We start from the raw sequence: 15843 nt of genomic DNA, 5'->3' as shown, positions 1-15843 counted from the left end.
ATTTTTCATCAGCCTTGTCAAGGTTTAAAACCTTGACAAGGCTTTTTCAACGCTGAATTGTTTGCAGCCCGACTTGAGCGAAAATCCTTTTTTTGCCAAAGCAAAAAAAGATTGGGAGCGGAAGACGGAAAAGCTGCCCTAAAAATATTGAAAATTAATCAATATCATCCCAAAAATCAAAGTAATTGAACCATTGAAGGGGATATTTTTTGATCATGGATTCAAGATTTTGTACATAAGAATGCAAAAGACCTTGTGCATCACGCTTTTTCACAGCCTCGGCAACTCTTGCATACAAGTGATAATGAAGATTCTTTTCTTTCATTACATACACATAGACAACAGGAACACCCAATCTGGAAGCAATCAGAAAAGGACCCGCCGGAAATTTGGCGCTTTTCCCTAATAGCTCAGCTTCAAGGAATTTTGACCCTTCAAAATATCGATCACCGGTAAAGCAGATCAATTCATTCTTAGATAACGCTTCATTGATATCGAAAATATGGGACATATCATCTTTCACATAAATAAATTTGATATTACTTTCTTTAACTGAAACACTTCCCAAGTATTCTTTAATCACTGTAACTTCCTGATCTGTTGTCACTAAGTTAATCTGACAATCAAAATCAATATCCGCAAAAAAGTATTCTGCGATTTCAAAATTTCCAATGTGTGCACTGATAAGAACCCCACCCTTTTTTTCTGCTAAAAGGTTTCTAAGATTTTCAATTCCGTCAAATTCATATGTGAATTTATCTCTCAGCCCTGCAGAAATAGCCGTTTTATCAATTAATACCTTTCCGAAAACAAAATAGCTTTTGAATATTGAAAATTTAGTTTTCCAAGAAGTATAATTAAGGCGTTTTTTAAAGTAATAAGAGATGTATTGATTGCTCTTTTTTTCGAATATAAAGTAGTAAGCAGCAACGAAATACAGGACAAAATATGAACTTCGGACTCCAATATTTCTAATGCACCAGACGAATATTTGATATCCTAGAATTGTGCCTTTAGATTTACCTTTCCACTTGTTCATAGTACCAATTTAGCAATGTATCAATTTAACAGCGTAACAATTTATCAGACGTAAAGCATTGGTAAACTGTTAAATTGGTATATTATAATATTTAATTTAGAGTAAATTTTAATCGATAATTAAGCGTTTTTCTCCGTGATTTTATTCTGAATTGTCGTATAAAAATCATCAAATGTGATCATTTTTTTGAAGTCTGCTTCGCCTAATTTCACGCCGAAATTAGATTCGATAACCACTACCATATCAATATAATCTAAGCTGTCTAAGCCCAGTGTCGTTTTAAGATTCCCGTCATGACGGATTTCGTCCCCGTCAACTTCGAATTCATTAACCAAAAAATCATTAACGATAGCAATAATTTTTTCCCTTTCCATGTTTTTAATCAAACTTTTTAACAATTAATGCGGAATTGGTGCCCCCAAATCCAAAAGAATTCGACAAAAATACGTCAATTTTTTGATTTTTCGTTTCAGAGACCAAATTTATCCTTTTCGCCTCATCATCAGGGTTTTCCAAATTGATATTGGGAGCCACGAAATCATTTTGCATCATCAGAATTGAGTAGATAACTTCACTTGCGCCCGCCATCCAACATTCGTGACCCGTCATTGATTTTGTAGAACTCACCGGAACATCACTCCCGAAGATCTCGTAAATAGCTTTTGCTTCGTTCGCATCACCAATTGGTGTGGAAGTCGCATGAGCATTAATATAATCGATGTCTTTCACCTCTAAACCAGACTGTTGCAAGGCTCTGTTCATCGCTAACGCAGGGCCGTCAACATTAGGCGTTGAAATATGTCCGCCATTGGATGAAAATCCATATCCGATAATTTCCCCTAAAATAGTTACCCCTCTTTTCTGTGCAGATTCTAAGCTTTCAACAATTAAAGAGGCCGCTCCACCGCTTGGGATTAAGCCGTCTCTGTCTTTATCAAAAGGCCTTGATGCTTTTGTAGGCTCATTTTCTCTTACTGAAAAAACACCTAATCCATCAAAACTCGCCATTGAATATTTGTTGGTTTCCTGAGCGCCTCCACAAACAATCATGTCTTGCATTCCACTCTTAATCATCATATAAGCCAATCCCAACGAATGAGATCCGCTAGCACAAGCTGCACTAATGGTAAGATTAATTCCTCTTAATTTAAATATCGTGGAAAGGTTCATGGTTACGGTAGAATTCATTGATTTGAATATCGCCCCAGAACCCATTAAAGTGGTATCTTTTTTCTCTCTTGCAATATCAATAGATTCTACTACTGCCTGAGAAACACTGTCATTCCCGTATAAAATTCCTACTTCGTTGTTATCTAAAAAGTCTTGATCAATTTTTGCCTGTTTTAGTGCATCGCTGGTTGCCATATAAGCATATTCGCTTTCCTCGCCCATACTTATACGCTGACGTCTGTTCAAAAGACTTTTTAAATCCGGCTTTGGAACCACGCCCGTAAGGCCTGACCTGAAACCAAATTCTTTCCTTTCGTCTACTAAAACAATACCTGATTTTCCTTGATACAGGGATTCCTTTACTTCTTCCAAAGAAGTTCCGATGCAAGAATAAATTCCCATTCCGGTAATTACAACCCTATTTTCCATGTTTTTCAAATTTAACAATGTATCAGTTTACCAGCGTAACAATTTTTAAATTGAATCTCTATTGTTAAATTGTTACATTGATAGATTGTTACATTCATTAAGAATAGATTCCTCCATTAATATTAATCACTTCACCTGTAATGTAAGAAGATTTTTTAGAGGCTAAAAATGCCACTAAATCAGCTACTTCTTCTGCTTCTCCAAATCTGTTGACAGGGATCATCGCCTTCAATTCATCTTCATTGAATTCCTGCGTCATATCTGTTCTGATAAACCCTGGTGCTACAGCATTTACAGTGATATTTCTTTTGGCAACTTCCTGAGCCAATGCTTTTGTAGCGCCAACCAAAGCACCTTTTGCTGCAGAATAATTCGTCTGGCCGGCTGTTCCTTTTACTCCGGAAACAGAAACCATATTGATGATTCTACCATATTTATTACGCAACAATTTTTGAATAAAGAAATTGGTTACGTTGAAAAATCCATTTAAACTTGTATTTATCACAGAGTTCCAGTCTTCACTTGGCATCCACATGAATAGTCCATCTCTTGTAATTCCGGCATTGTTTACAATAACCTCAACCACTGAATCAGCATTTTTCTCCTGCCATTCTCCAAGAACTTTTAGCGTTTCTTCAGCATTGCCTACATCGAATTTTAGAATTTCTCCTGTAGAGCCTAGTTCTTCTACTTTAGCTAATGTTTCCTTAGCGGCAACTTCGTTTGAAGTGTAGTTGATGAGTATATGATAATTTTTCTCTTCTGCCAGTTTTATACAGATTGCTCTTCCGATTCCCCTTGAGCCACCTGTGATGATTGCACATTTCATTTCTTAGTCGTAGTTTTTTTAATTTTGAAACAGTTCTGCATTATTGAACCATTTGTTTCCTAATAGATTCCCAGATCTATCAATAAAGCCCCATTTTCCTGATTTTCTCACTCTTGAGACTCCATCATTGAATCCTTTATTTTTTTCTGTAAATCCAAAGCTTTTAGAAATATCGTAATCCATTGGAATAACCAGTTTTCCTGTCTTATCAATAAAGCCCCAATCTTTTCCTTTTACCGGAGCAAGATTATCATTACTGAAAACCTCAGCATCATTGTAAGTAGGCTCTATCACATAATTTCCAGTAGTATCAATATATCCCCATTTACTATTTACACAAACAGGAGCTAAATTTTGATTAAAAGATCTCGCCTTATCGAATTTAGGTTCAATTACCCAATTTCCTGTTTTATCAATAAATCCTATTTTTCCTTTTTTCTTGGCATACGTAATGGATTGACCTTGAAAATCCCAGATTCGATCAACCTCATCCATGATTTTAAAATCTTTTCCTTCAATAATTCCGTATAAGCTTCCTTTCTTAGCCCAGGTTGTTCCATCTGCATATTCTCCGATATCACCATATTCAAAAGGAACAATTACATTTCCTTTCGCATCAATAATTCCCCAACGGCTATCTTTAGAAGCTCTTGCAAAACCATTTTGAAAAGGCTTGATGATGTCATATTCTGCATGAATAACCACTTTGCCATCCGTATCAAAAGCGCCAATCTTATTCCCAACTTTCATAAAAGCTAACCCATCATTAAAGTCATATAACTTGTCTGAATACGGCATTGTAAGCTTCTCTCCTTTTTTGTTGATATAAAACCAATTTTTGTCTTTTTCCACAATACAAATTCCATTGTGGAAATCTTTTATATTTGAAAATGAAGGTTGAATGACTAATTTCCCATCTTTTCCTATAAACCCCCAAGCCTTACCGTCCTTCACAGCGGCTAACCCGTCTGAAAAACTTTTTGCAGTTTCAAAGCTTGGTTGAATAACGTAATTTCCGGATTTATTTATATACCCAATTTTAGATTTTTCCTTGACTAAAGCCAATTCTTGGGCAAAAAACACTTGTCCGACTAGTAAGAGTACGAGAGATAAAATCAACCTTTTTTTCATTATTTTCCGTTTTTAAGATATTGTTTTACTTTTTCCAAATAAGGATACATCACCATATCATCTGAGAACGCAGGAATGATCTTTCTTATTTCATCATACAATTCTTTTGTAGAAGATGAAACTTTATCCTTAAAATCAAGATATTCAATGGCCTGAATAATCGTGATGGCTTCAATTGCTAATACTTCAAAAGCATTTTCAATTACTTTTCTGCAGATTACCGCTGAGTTTGTTCCCATACTCACGATATCCTGGTTATCATTGTTGTTCGGAATACTGTGAACATACATAGAATTAGACAACATTTGACTTTCTGCTGTTGTTGAAGTTGCAGTGAACTGAACCCCCTGCATCCCGAAATTAAAGCCTAATTTACCTAAATTTACGAAAGGAGGCAAGATTTCGTTGATTTTAGCATTCAAAAGATAGTTTAATTGTCTTTCAGCTAGCATTGTTAGTTTGGTTACCACAATTTTAAGTTTGTCCATTTCCAAAGAAATATAATCTCCGTGGAAATTTCCGCCATGGTAAACATGTTGACCTTCAACGTCTATAATTGGGTTATCATTCGCAGAGTTAATTTCATTTTCAAGAACCTTCTCCGTGTATTCCAATGTATCTAAAACAGGTCCTAAGATTTGAGGAACACATCTTAGTGAATAATATTCCTGAACTTTTTCCTTGAATACCTTTTCCTGTTCTTCGAAATGAGTATATAAATGATCTTCTCTTTTTCTGATCAACTGACTGTCTGATAAATGCGCACGCATTCTTTCTGCAATCTTTTGTTGACCGTAGTGTTTTTTTGTTCCGTTCAACGCTTCAGATAAATGATCATCATACGCCTGAACAATCTCATTTATTGCACAAGACAATTTAATTGAGATTTCAGTTAATTGATTGGCTTTGTACGCATTTACAATTCCAATTCCTGACATCACAGAAGTTCCATTCATTAAAGCAAGACCTTCACGAATCTCTACTTTTATGGGCTCTAGTCCTTCAATCTCAAAAACTTCTTTTGTAGATTTTCTTTCTCCTTTATAGAACACTTCACCTTCCCCAATAAGGACTAAAGCTAAATGTGCCAATTGCACTAAATCTCCACTTGCGCCTACTCCTCCATGTTCGAAGATCAATGGAGTAACCTCTCTGTTAATTAATTCCTTAAGTAAATTAACTACAGAATGATGAACTCCTGAATTTCCAAGAGACAACGTATTTAATCTTGCCAGCATACAAGCTTTAACTTCTTGTGGAGGCAACGGATTTCCAATCCCTGAAGAGTGGCTTCTTATTAAATTGTATTGTAATTGATGAGTATCTTCATCACTGATTTTAAACTGAGCCATCGGTCCAAAGCCTGTGTTCACACCATATATCACTTTATTCCTAGAAAATTCTTTCAAAAACTGAAAACTCGCATCCACTCTGGCTAAAAGTGTGTCATCCAGTTCTATTTTTTCATTATTTACGACGATATCCTGAAAATCTTTCAGTTCTAAAAAGCTATTTATTTTCATTAATTAAAAAGTAATAGTAGATAATTTTATAAAATATTAATTAATTGTCACTAATTTTGCGGCAAAGATATAAGTTATTATTAAAATAAAAAATCAAAGATGAGCAAAGAATTTGTTGATGTTCTCGTAATCGGTGCTGGACCTTCCGGATGCGTATCTTCTTCATACTTAAAGAAGAACAATATCAACGTGAAAGTTGTCGAAAAAACAAAATTCCCAAGATTAGTTGTTGGCGAGAGCTTGATTCCCAGAGTAATGGATCATTTTGATGAAGCCGGACTTTTCCCTGCGCTCGACAAAATGGGCTTTGAGAAAAAGTTGGGCGCCCGTTTCTTAAGAGGTGACGAAGTTTGCATCTTTGATTTCAGTGATAAATTCGGTGAAGGCTGGGACTGGACTTGGCAGGTTCCAAGAGCTGATTTTGATAATACGTTGGCTCAGGAAGTGATTAATAAAGGAATTGACCTAGAATTTGAAACTGAAGTGATCGGAATTGAATTTAACGGGACAGATTCTATCACCACTGTAAAAAACAAAGACGGAGAAACGAAGGAAATCCACGCAAAATTTGTGATTGACTCAAGTGGTTACGGAAGAGTTTTACCCAGATTATTAGATCTGGAAAAACCTTCAAAACTATCTCCCCACTCTGCAATCTTCGCTCATGTAGAAGATTCTAACAGAGAAGAAGGTGAAGAAGGAACCTTGATCTCTTTTGATATTATAGAAACTGAAGTCTGGCTTTGGGTTATCCCTTTTTCTAATGGAAATACAAGTGTAGGAATTGTGGGCCCGACTGAATATATTGATCAATTATCCGAAAATGGTGATACCGCAGAAGCGTTGAAAAAAGCAATCTCGCTTTCTGATTATTATGTCAAACGTTTCGGAAACGTAGACTTTCTTTTTGAACCTAAACATTTGAAAGATTATTCTTGTTCCGTGAAAAGCTTATTCGGTGACGGATTTGCGTTGACAGGAAATGCTTCAGAATTCTTAGATCCTGTTTTCTCATCAGGAATGGCTTTTGCTACAGAATCAGGAATGCTCGCTGCAAAACTGGCCATCAAACAACTGAATGGCGAAAAAGTAAATTGGCAAACAGAATACGCAGACTATATTTTATATGGGGTAGATGTTTTCACGACCTATGTGAAAGAATGGTACACCGGAAATCTTCAGGAATTATTTTTCCATCAACCTGAAAATCCAGATGTAAAGAAAAAAATATGTGCAGTTTTAGCAGGATATGTATGGAATAAAGACAATCCTTTTGTAAAAAAGCACGATACCGTGATTAAAAATCTTGCCAACCTCATCAAACTTGAGAAACAGCAAGAACAGTTATAAACAAACGGTCTGAATTTCAGACCGTTTGTTGTTTTTATTTTATGCTACTTTTAATTTCTTTACCTAACTTCTTTCCGGTAACTTCATATGCCGCAGCAATTCTTCCGTACTCCCACGAAAAATCTGGATTCATTTGTTTCCCCTGAATTTTATCCGCAAGTAACTTCATGACTACTTTTTCAGGATTATCAGTTTCCACAAAAATCAAATTGGCAGTTAGTTTTGCTTCCTGAGAACCGATCATTCCTCCGTACCAACCAGCGTAGATCCATTTTGCATCAATAATTAAGGTGTATTTTGCTTTAACATCATTTCTAAAAGTTACCTTTTTTGATTTGCTATTAACTCCTTTGAAAAAGTATTCTAAATATTGTGTGTTTTTAAATCTTTCCCATTCTCTAGTCCAACTTTGCCATACCACTTCACCTTTTCTAGCAGTAATTTCAGCTTTTCTACTTTCAACATATTCTGTTTCTGTTAAATTTTTCTCCTGATAAACGGCATTATCAAATTTCAGTTGAACATTTACTTCAGTTTGATCTTTCAGGAAATCAAAATTCCCCGATTCAAAGTTGATTTGATTCTGTGCAAAAGTTGTTGCTGCCATTGCCATAAACAATAGCAATAATAATTTTTTCATAGTTTATAATTTTATTTTAACGCTTGTAAATATAAAGGTAAAAAAACAGCCAAAAAAAACTTGATGTATCTATTTTTTATGAATGTAATATTCAACTTTTATTGCTAACATTTTTGAAGTTTTTGCAAAGCATTCTGCAATTCTGTAATTATTATTCGGAATCCCTACAACATTATCGCCCACCGCTTTGATCCCTTCCACAACCATCAAAATATTATCCGGATTTTCTGTCTCTACAAACGTCATTCTGGAATTCATCTGTGCAGGATCATTAATGATACCTCCGAACCAACCTTGATAAATCCATGTAGGCTCTACGATTAGTGTGTACTTTGTTTTATCAAATTTTGTAGAAGCTTCAATCTTGGTATTTTTATTCCAAGATGCTAAAAATTTATCCTGAAAAGTTTGAGCTTTATTATGTTCCCAATCTCCTCTCCATTTTTCTGCCTCATCTTTACCGCTTGCTTTTTCAACTTCAGCCATTCTTCTAGCCATAAACTCTGCTTCATTTAAGTTCTTTTTATCAAACTTCATATGATCATATTTAAAAATGACTTTTACAAATTTCTGGTCTTTTAAAAAGTTATAATCTCCTGAAATAACTTTGACTCTTTGAGCCATCAAACCTATGGAAAGACTAATTAGTAGTAGAAATAAAGTTTTTTTCATGTGTGTTTGTGTATTTGTATTATCTTAAATCTATAAATGTAATGGGTTTTCTACTGTTTGGATTAAACACTGTTTTAGATAAAACATCAAAATCTATGATCTCAATTTTTGGACTTACCCTCAATTTTGCGCGGAAATGATCTCTTACTTCGTTTACAAAATTTTCTGATTTGCTGTCTGTGCTTATTTTAATGATAATTTCATCCAACCCAATTTCATTAGACTGAATAACGATCTGATAACACAAAATATTATTAAAATCATTCAAGATATCATTCATTGCAGGCGGATACAAGGTTGTTCCTTTGTATTTAATCATCTGCTGCTTTCTTCCAACTACAGGGCCTAATCTCATTGTATTTCTTCCGCATTCACAAGGCTCATAATGGGCTTTTACAATATCTCCGGTTTTAAATCTTAATAACGGAATCGCCTCAACGCCTAAGGTTGTAATCGTTAATTCCCCACTTTCTCCTTCCTGAACCAAATTCCCTTCGTTATCCAGAATTTCTGTAATAATTAATTCAGGATGATGGTGTCCTCCAACTTGAAATTCACATTCCGTAAAAGCAGTGCTCATTTCTGTAGAAGCGTAGGTTGAAAATAATTTAATATTCCACTTCTCTTTAATTTTCTGTGAAAGAATATTATCCGTAAAATCCTGATTCTTGATACTTTCTCCGATACAAACCGCTCCATAAACACTGGAGTTTTTATAATCAACCCCATGCTTTTCAGCATAATCAATCATCTTCAACAGAAAAGAAGGAACGGTGATTAAATATTTAGGTTTATATCTAAAAATAGAGTCCCATTGCAATTCGGGAATTCCGGGCCCCATTCTCACGACACTTGCACCCATTTTTCTCAATCCAAGAAAATAAGCCAATCCGGCCATGAATCTTTTGTCGATGGTTGTGATCATCTGTACAACATCTCCTTTTTGAATTCCTGCACAGGCAAAAGAAATCGCCTCATTATAAGCCAATCTTTCAAGGTCGTTGTCTGACAAACCAAAAGTTACAGGATCTCCCAATGTTCCTGATGTCGTACTATAATCCACGATTTTATGACTTGGAATACAGAAAAAATCGTCATTATTTTGCTGAATATCGTTTTTCGTTGTCGTCGGGATCTTTTGTAAATCCTCTAGAGACTGAACATCAGCAATATTGATATTATTTTCTTTAAATAATCTCTGATAAAATGGCGAATTAGTTTCAAGATAAGTTAAAAGCTCCTGAAGTTTTTGCTCCTGAAATTGTTTAATTTCCTGAATATTTGATTTTTCGATTGATGGATAGAATTCCAATGGTTTTTATTTTAAGTGACAAATTTATTTAATTAAAATTAAAAGATTGCTTCCTAGGAAACTTTAACCACAGATTTTCGCAGATGATTGTGGTTTAATTCTGTGCTTATTCGTGAAACCCATTTGTGACATTAGTGTTTAAATAAAATTATCTACGAAAAGTAAAAGTTTGAGTATTTGTATTCCCCGCAGTGTTGATTGTTGTCACTTTCAACGTATGCAAACCCGAACCTTTTGGGCATTTTTCATCAAAATTATAAACAAAATCATCTTTTACACGCGCAAACCTAAGCCACTTACCATCAAGCTCTGCACGGAATGAAACAATATCACCAATGTTGGTTGCTCCTTTTAATCGTAAAAAACTACCGTTAAGAAGCATTTCATCTTTCCAACTGGGAGACACAGAAGGCAAATTGGTATCTAATAATAATTTCGCTGTGCCTAATCTGTTAAACTCGCCTTCTACCCAATCTCCATTCCATTTTCCTTTTACTGCGCTGACATCACTCCCATAATCGAGCTGCATGACGACTTTATCTTTTTCTTCATTGGTTAATTTCCTGTTAGCCTTTATTTTTACCATATAATTATCATGAATTGGAATTAATGGACTATTTAACACAACCGCATTTGAAATGGCATCACCTCCATTTTTTTCATACATATTGAAGTTCACGGCATCATACACAGCATTCTTGCTCAAATTAATTTCTGCATTTTCTGTTTTAATGGTTTTTGCTTGATTTGGGGTGACCGTTTTATCATTAGAAGAAATCTTATCTAAACTTTTAGTTAACTGCACTTTTGTAGCAAGCCGACTTGTATTTCCATTCACATCTTTTAAAACAATTTCAATAGTGTGAATCTCTTCATCTTTAAGATTGATAATCCCGTTTGAACCAACACTATAATTCTCCAATTTCATTCCCGGCAAAGTCGATAAATGCTGAATACTCATTTTATCTTGAACGAACTTTGCATAATCAATACAACCATTACTATAGCGAGTATCTTCATAACTCACTTTATCAATTTTAAAATGATAAACCGACTTCCCATCCATCAACAATTCTGCATCATAAATTCCTAAATTAAAACCCTGATTGGCTTTATCCACCGCTTTTATGGCAAAACTTATGGTGGGAGAACTCACCTGCACGACATTTGCGGTATAATTATTTCCTGTTTTTTTTACCGCAACTCCATTAGCTCCGGGTTCATACGTACTGAAACGTCGGTCATACCAATACAACCCACTAATAATCGGGGCAATAGTATCCGGAATAGTAAAACCAAAAAGCAAAGGATTGAGACATACTTCAGTTTTTGTATCTCTGATTTCAAAATGTAAGTGCGGCCCCGCTGAACCTCCTGTATTACCACTCAGAGCAATTAATTGTCCTTTCTTCACAGGAAATTGATTCGCTGAAAAAACAATATCCTGCTCCCATTTTTCGTCTTTGTATTGTTTTTCTTTTACGAATTCATCCAGCTTATCAAAATATTTATTTAAATGAGCATAACCTGTGGTATACCCATTCGGATGAGTAACGTACACCGCATTTCCAAAACCATATCGCTCTACTTTTATTCTGCTTATATAACCCTCTGCTGCGGCAACGACTGGTAAGTTTTCCTGGCTATTGGTTCGGATATCCAACCCCATATGAAAATGATTGGAACGAACTGCTCCGAAGTTGGCTGCAAGATTAATGGGGATATTTAAAGGATTTCTAAAGTAACCTTGTGGATAATTATTTTGGGAAAACATTGTAATGTAGCTGACAAGACAAAAAAGAATTATCAATCGGGAAAAGACTTTCATACAAATGGTTTTAAGTGTTATATTAAAGTTACAAAATTTTGTTTTTATTTTCCGTAGATTTTCGTAGATCATTATGCATATTTCTTTGACGAGGATTACGATTCAGCTTCATCAAATCAACAAGTTGATTCTTATTTCCTTAATTCAAATTAATTATTATTCAATAAAAACTTGGCGCTAAAATAAAATCTGTGAGAAATATTTTAAATTTTGGTTAAAACCAAATTCAAAGTATTCATTTTGAAAGCGGGCTAAAGCGTACTCCTATTGATACAACACTCTATAAAATTGTGACATTTGTGAAAACATTAGTGTTATTTGTGTTTAAAATTCAGATCAAAAACTTCACAATTCACAATGCACAATGCACAAAAAATTAATTCCAACATTTATATTTCTGAAACAGAACTTTTTAATTGGAAATATCAAAATAAAACATATATTATAAACCGACAAATTTTAGTAAATTTGCCAACTTAATTAATCAACGATATTGAGATATTACAATGAGCCAATTTAAAGAATACAAAAACCTCAACCTTATTGACGTAGCAGACAATGTAGCGGAATTTTGGAAACAAAATAAAACTTTCAATAAAAGTGTTGAGATTCGTGAGGGGCAACCTGAGTTTGTTTTTTATGAAGGTCCGCCTTCAGCAAACGGTATGCCCGGAATTCACCATGTTATGGCTAGAGCATTAAAGGATATTTTCTGTCGTTATCAGACCCAAAACGGAAAACAGGTTTTCCGTAAGGCGGGTTGGGATACACACGGACTTCCTGTAGAGCTAGGCGTAGAAAAAGAATTAGGAATCACTAAAGAAGATATTGGCAAAAAAATTTCTATTGAAGATTACAACAAAGCATGTCGTGAAGCAGTAATGCGCTACACGGATGTTTGGAATACCCTTACCGAGAAAATTGGATATTGGGTAGACCTTAATGATCCTTATATCACCTACAAGCCAAAATACATGGAGACTGTTTGGTGGTTGTTGAAGCAATTGTACAACAAAGATTTATTGTACAAAGGGTACACCATCCAACCTTATTCTCCAAAAGCAGGAACAGGACTTTCTTCTGCGGAATTAAATATGCCCGGAACTTATCACGATGTTTCTGATACAACGGTTGTAGCTCAGTTTAAAGTTAAAAAAGATTTATCTACTTTATTCAACGATGTTGATGGAGATGTACACATCCTTGCATGGACAACAACTCCCTGGACGTTGCCATCTAACACGGCCCTTACCGTAGGTAGAGATATTGAATATGTTTTGGTTGAAACATTTAACCAATATACATTTGAACCGATAGCTGTTGTATTATCTCGCGTTCTTTTACCTAAAGTATTTGGTAAGAAATATGCTGAAGGTACAGATGAAGATTTTACCAACTATACTCCGGAAACCAAAGTAATACCATTTAGAATTTTAAAGGAATTTACAGGAGAAAAACTTGTTGATACAAGATACGAACAATTAGTTCCTTGGTTTACACCAAATGACAATCCTGAAAATGCTTTCAGAGTAATCTTAGGTGATTTCGTTACAACAGAAGATGGTACAGGTATCGTACATACAGCCCCTACATTTGGTGCTGATGATGCGAGAGTGGCTAAAATGGCTAAGCCTGAAATCCCTCCAATGTTAATAAAGGATGAAGGCGACAATTTAGTTCCGCTAGTAGATCTTCAGGGAAAATTCATCACAGGAGAAAATGTTCCGGAATTATTCTCTGGAAAATACATCAAGAACGAATATTATGATGAAGGCACTGCACCTGAAAAATCTTGGGACGTAGAGCTGGCAATTTTATTAAAAATAGAAAATAAAGCCTTCAAAGTAGAGAAATATGTTCACAGTTATCCACACTGCTGGAGAACCGACAAGCCTGTATTATATTATCCTCTAGATTCTTGGTTTGTGAAAATGACTGCTGTAAAAGACAGATTGGTTAATTTAAACAAAGAAATCAACTGGAAACCAAAATCAACCGGAGAAGGACGTTTCGGTAACTGGTTAGAAAATGTAAACGACTGGAATCTTTCCCGTTCAAGATATTGGGGAATTCCATTACCAATCTGGAGAACTGAAGATCTGAAAGAAGAGATCATCATCGGTTCTGTAGAAGAGCTATACAACGAGATCGAAAAATCTATCGAAGCAGGATTGATGACAGAAAACCCGTTCAAAGGTTTTGAGATCGGAAATATGTCTGAAGAAAATTATTCTTTGGTTGATCTACATAAAAATATCGTTGATAAAATTGTTTTGATTTCAGAATCAGGAAAAGCAATGAATCGTGAGAGCGACTTGATTGACGTTTGGTTCGATTCAGGTTCTATGCCTTATGCGCAGTTGCACTATCCTTTTGAAAACAAAGAATTAATTGACAATAATAAAGCATTCCCTGCAGACTTCATTGCGGAAGGTGTTGACCAGACTCGTGGTTGGTTCTACACGCTTCATGCGATCGGAACAGCAGTTTTTGATTCAGTTGCTTATAAAAATGTAATGAGTAACGGACTTGTTTTGGATAAAAACGGTCTAAAAATGTCAAAATCCAAAGGAAATGGAGTTGATCCGTTTGAAACGCTTTCCAATTACGGACCTGATGCGACGCGTTGGTACATGGTTTCGAATGCGAATCCTTGGGAAAACCTGAAATTTGATGTTGAAGGAATTGATGAAGTAAGAAGAAAATTCTTCGGAACATTATACAACACGTATTCATTCTTTGCATTGTATGCGAATGTTGACGGATTCAATTATTCTGAAAAAGAAATTGAAAACAGACCAGAAATCGACAGATGGATATTGTCTGAATTAAATTTATTAATAAAAGAAGTAAAGGCATTCTACGAAGACTACGAACCTACAAGAGTTGCAAGAGCCATCAACACATTTGTGAACGATAACCTGAGTAACTGGTACGTAAGATTGTGTAGAAGACGTTTCTGGAAAGGAGATTACTCAGAAGATAAAATCTCTGCTTACCAAACTTTATATACTTGTCTTGAGACTGTTGCTAAATTATCTGCGCCAATCGCTCCGTTCTTTATGGATCAATTGTATCAGGATTTAAATAAAGTAACAGGAAAAGAAAATGCTGAATCTATTCACTTGACAGATTTCCCTGTTGCTAATGAAAGTTTAATCGATCAGGATTTGGTTGAAAAAACGCATTTAGCACAAACAATCACATCATTAGTTTTTTCAATACGAAAAAAACATAATCTTAAAGTTAGACAGCCACTTTCAAGAGTTTTAGTTCCAGTTATGGATGATAAATTTGGTGATAAAATTTTAAGCATTGCGAATTTAGTTGAGCAAGAAGTCAATGTAAAAAAATTATTAACAATGGATGTTCAGCAAGCAAATCACATGATTGAAAAATCTGTGAAACCTGATTTCAAAAAATTAGGTGCAAAACTTGGAAAAGATATGAATGTTGTTAAAAATAGATTGGCAACTTTAACTAAACAAGAAATTTTTGAGCTTGAGCTAAATGAAGAATTATGTATTGAAGGTCACTGGATTGACATTAAAGATGTAGAAATTATCACGACAGATTTACCTGGATGGGCGGTAGCAAGTGAAGGAAAATTAACTGTGGCATTAGATTTGACGCTAACAGATGAGTTAAAATCTGAAGGGATTGCAAGAGAGTTTATCAATAGAGTTCAAAATATTAGAAAAGAGCAAAATTTTGAATTAACGGATAAGATAAAGATCTTTGTAGAAGAAAATTCACCTTTCCTGAATGATATTCAGAAAAATGAAGAATATATTTCATCCGAGGTCTTGTCAAATAAAATAGAAATTGTATCTTCACTTCCAAATTTTAACGAAATCGAGATAGATGAGGTTAAATTTAAGATAAATGTTGAAAAAAATTAATATATAGTTATTGTTTTT

12 protein-coding genes are annotated in these 15843 nt (G+C 34.7%); 2 read left to right on the top strand and 10 right to left on the bottom strand.

Going from position 1 to position 15843, the window contains the following annotated elements; all coding sequences use genetic code 11:
* Positions 1-154 precede the first annotated feature (154 nt).
* The 6 genes from AMQ68_RS22485 to hutH form a co-directional block, all read right to left on the bottom strand.
* Positions 155-1039 carry a lipid A biosynthesis acyltransferase gene (locus AMQ68_RS22485; protein ID WP_054512803.1) on the bottom strand — a complete coding sequence of 295 codons (885 nt, stop codon included), beginning with the start codon at positions 1037-1039 and terminating at the stop codon, positions 155-157.
* Between the two features lie 119 nt (positions 1040-1158).
* The gene (locus tag AMQ68_RS22480) at positions 1159-1413 is read right to left on the bottom strand and encodes an acyl carrier protein (RefSeq protein WP_054512903.1); all 255 of its coding nucleotides are present in this window, start codon (positions 1411-1413) and stop codon (positions 1159-1161) included.
* 4 nt (positions 1414-1417) lie between these two features.
* Entirely contained in the window at positions 1418-2638 is a 1221-nt protein-coding gene (locus tag AMQ68_RS22475) for a beta-ketoacyl synthase (RefSeq protein WP_054512802.1), read from the bottom strand.
* 97 nt (positions 2639-2735) lie between these two features.
* Complete coding sequence (gene fabG / locus AMQ68_RS22470) at positions 2736-3467, bottom strand: 3-oxoacyl-ACP reductase FabG (RefSeq protein WP_054512801.1); 732 nt, start codon at positions 3465-3467, stop codon at positions 2736-2738.
* Between the two features lie 18 nt (positions 3468-3485).
* Positions 3486-4598, bottom strand: coding sequence for a WG repeat-containing protein (locus AMQ68_RS22465; RefSeq protein ID WP_054512800.1), 1113 nt, complete (start codon positions 4596-4598; stop codon positions 3486-3488).
* Positions 4598-6121, bottom strand: a complete 1524-nt coding sequence (gene hutH, locus AMQ68_RS22460) for a histidine ammonia-lyase (protein ID WP_054512799.1) — start codon at positions 6119-6121, stop codon at positions 4598-4600. Before hutH ends, AMQ68_RS22465 begins: the two co-directional genes overlap by 1 nt.
* Before the next feature lie 99 nt (positions 6122-6220).
* Between hutH and AMQ68_RS22455 the strand changes: the two genes are divergently transcribed.
* Positions 6221-7471 (top strand): NAD(P)/FAD-dependent oxidoreductase, encoded by a 1251-nt coding sequence (locus tag AMQ68_RS22455; protein ID WP_054512798.1) that lies wholly within the window; start codon positions 6221-6223, stop codon positions 7469-7471.
* A gap of 34 nt (positions 7472-7505) precedes the next feature.
* Here AMQ68_RS22455 and AMQ68_RS22450 read toward each other — a convergent pair whose 3' ends face one another.
* The 4 genes from AMQ68_RS22450 to AMQ68_RS22435 form a co-directional block, all read right to left on the bottom strand.
* The gene (locus tag AMQ68_RS22450) at positions 7506-8111 is read right to left on the bottom strand and encodes a hypothetical protein (RefSeq protein WP_054512797.1); all 606 of its coding nucleotides are present in this window, start codon (positions 8109-8111) and stop codon (positions 7506-7508) included.
* A gap of 69 nt (positions 8112-8180) precedes the next feature.
* On the bottom strand, positions 8181-8783 hold the full coding sequence (locus AMQ68_RS22445) for a hypothetical protein (protein ID WP_123905758.1): 603 nt from the start codon (positions 8781-8783) through the stop codon (positions 8181-8183).
* A gap of 19 nt (positions 8784-8802) precedes the next feature.
* Positions 8803-10095: a phenylacetate--CoA ligase family protein gene (locus AMQ68_RS22440; protein ID WP_054512795.1), complete on the bottom strand. Its 1293-nt coding sequence runs from the start codon at positions 10093-10095 to the stop codon at positions 8803-8805.
* A 148-nt stretch (positions 10096-10243) separates the two neighbouring features.
* Positions 10244-11923, bottom strand: a complete 1680-nt coding sequence (locus AMQ68_RS22435; protein ID WP_054512794.1) for a M23 family metallopeptidase — start codon at positions 11921-11923, stop codon at positions 10244-10246.
* A 506-nt stretch (positions 11924-12429) separates the two neighbouring features.
* On the opposite strand from AMQ68_RS22435, the gene ileS reads away from it, so the two are divergent.
* Positions 12430-15825 carry an isoleucine--tRNA ligase gene (gene ileS / locus AMQ68_RS22430; protein ID WP_054512793.1) on the top strand — a complete coding sequence of 1132 codons (3396 nt, stop codon included), beginning with the start codon at positions 12430-12432 and terminating at the stop codon, positions 15823-15825.
* The last annotated feature ends 18 nt before the right edge of the window (positions 15826-15843 follow it).

It is taken from the genome of Chryseobacterium sp. ERMR1:04 (assembly GCF_001297705.1).
GTDB lineage: Bacteria > Bacteroidota > Bacteroidia > Flavobacteriales > Weeksellaceae > Chryseobacterium.
Note: the sequence above shows the minus strand (reverse complement) of the source record. Positions and strands in the feature narration are given on the sequence as shown.

Bases quoted from the DNA above. Each gene is read 5' to 3' on its own strand.
- AMQ68_RS22485 (WP_054512803.1), bottom strand. From the start codon at position 1,039: ATGAACAAGTGGAAAGGTAAATCTAAAGGCACAATTCTAGGATATCAA.
- AMQ68_RS22480 (WP_054512903.1), bottom strand. From the start codon at position 1,413: ATGGAAAGGGAAAAAATTATTGCTATCGTTAATGATTTTTTGGTTAAT.
- AMQ68_RS22475 (WP_054512802.1), bottom strand. From the start codon at position 2,638: ATGGAAAATAGGGTTGTAATTACCGGAATGGGAATTTATTCTTGCATC.
- fabG (WP_054512801.1), bottom strand. From the start codon at position 3,467: ATGAAATGTGCAATCATCACAGGTGGCTCAAGGGGAATCGGAAGAGCA.
- AMQ68_RS22465 (WP_054512800.1), bottom strand. From the start codon at position 4,598: ATGAAAAAAAGGTTGATTTTATCTCTCGTACTCTTACTAGTCGGACAA.
- hutH (WP_054512799.1), bottom strand. From the start codon at position 6,121: ATGAAAATAAATAGCTTTTTAGAACTGAAAGATTTTCAGGATATCGTC.
- AMQ68_RS22455 (WP_054512798.1), top strand. From the start codon at position 6,221: ATGAGCAAAGAATTTGTTGATGTTCTCGTAATCGGTGCTGGACCTTCC.
- AMQ68_RS22450 (WP_054512797.1), bottom strand. From the start codon at position 8,111: ATGAAAAAATTATTATTGCTATTGTTTATGGCAATGGCAGCAACAACT.
- AMQ68_RS22445 (WP_123905758.1), bottom strand. From the start codon at position 8,783: ATGAAAAAAACTTTATTTCTACTACTAATTAGTCTTTCCATAGGTTTG.
- AMQ68_RS22435 (WP_054512794.1), bottom strand. From the start codon at position 11,923: ATGAAAGTCTTTTCCCGATTGATAATTCTTTTTTGTCTTGTCAGCTAC.
- ileS (WP_054512793.1), top strand. From the start codon at position 12,430: ATGAGCCAATTTAAAGAATACAAAAACCTCAACCTTATTGACGTAGCA.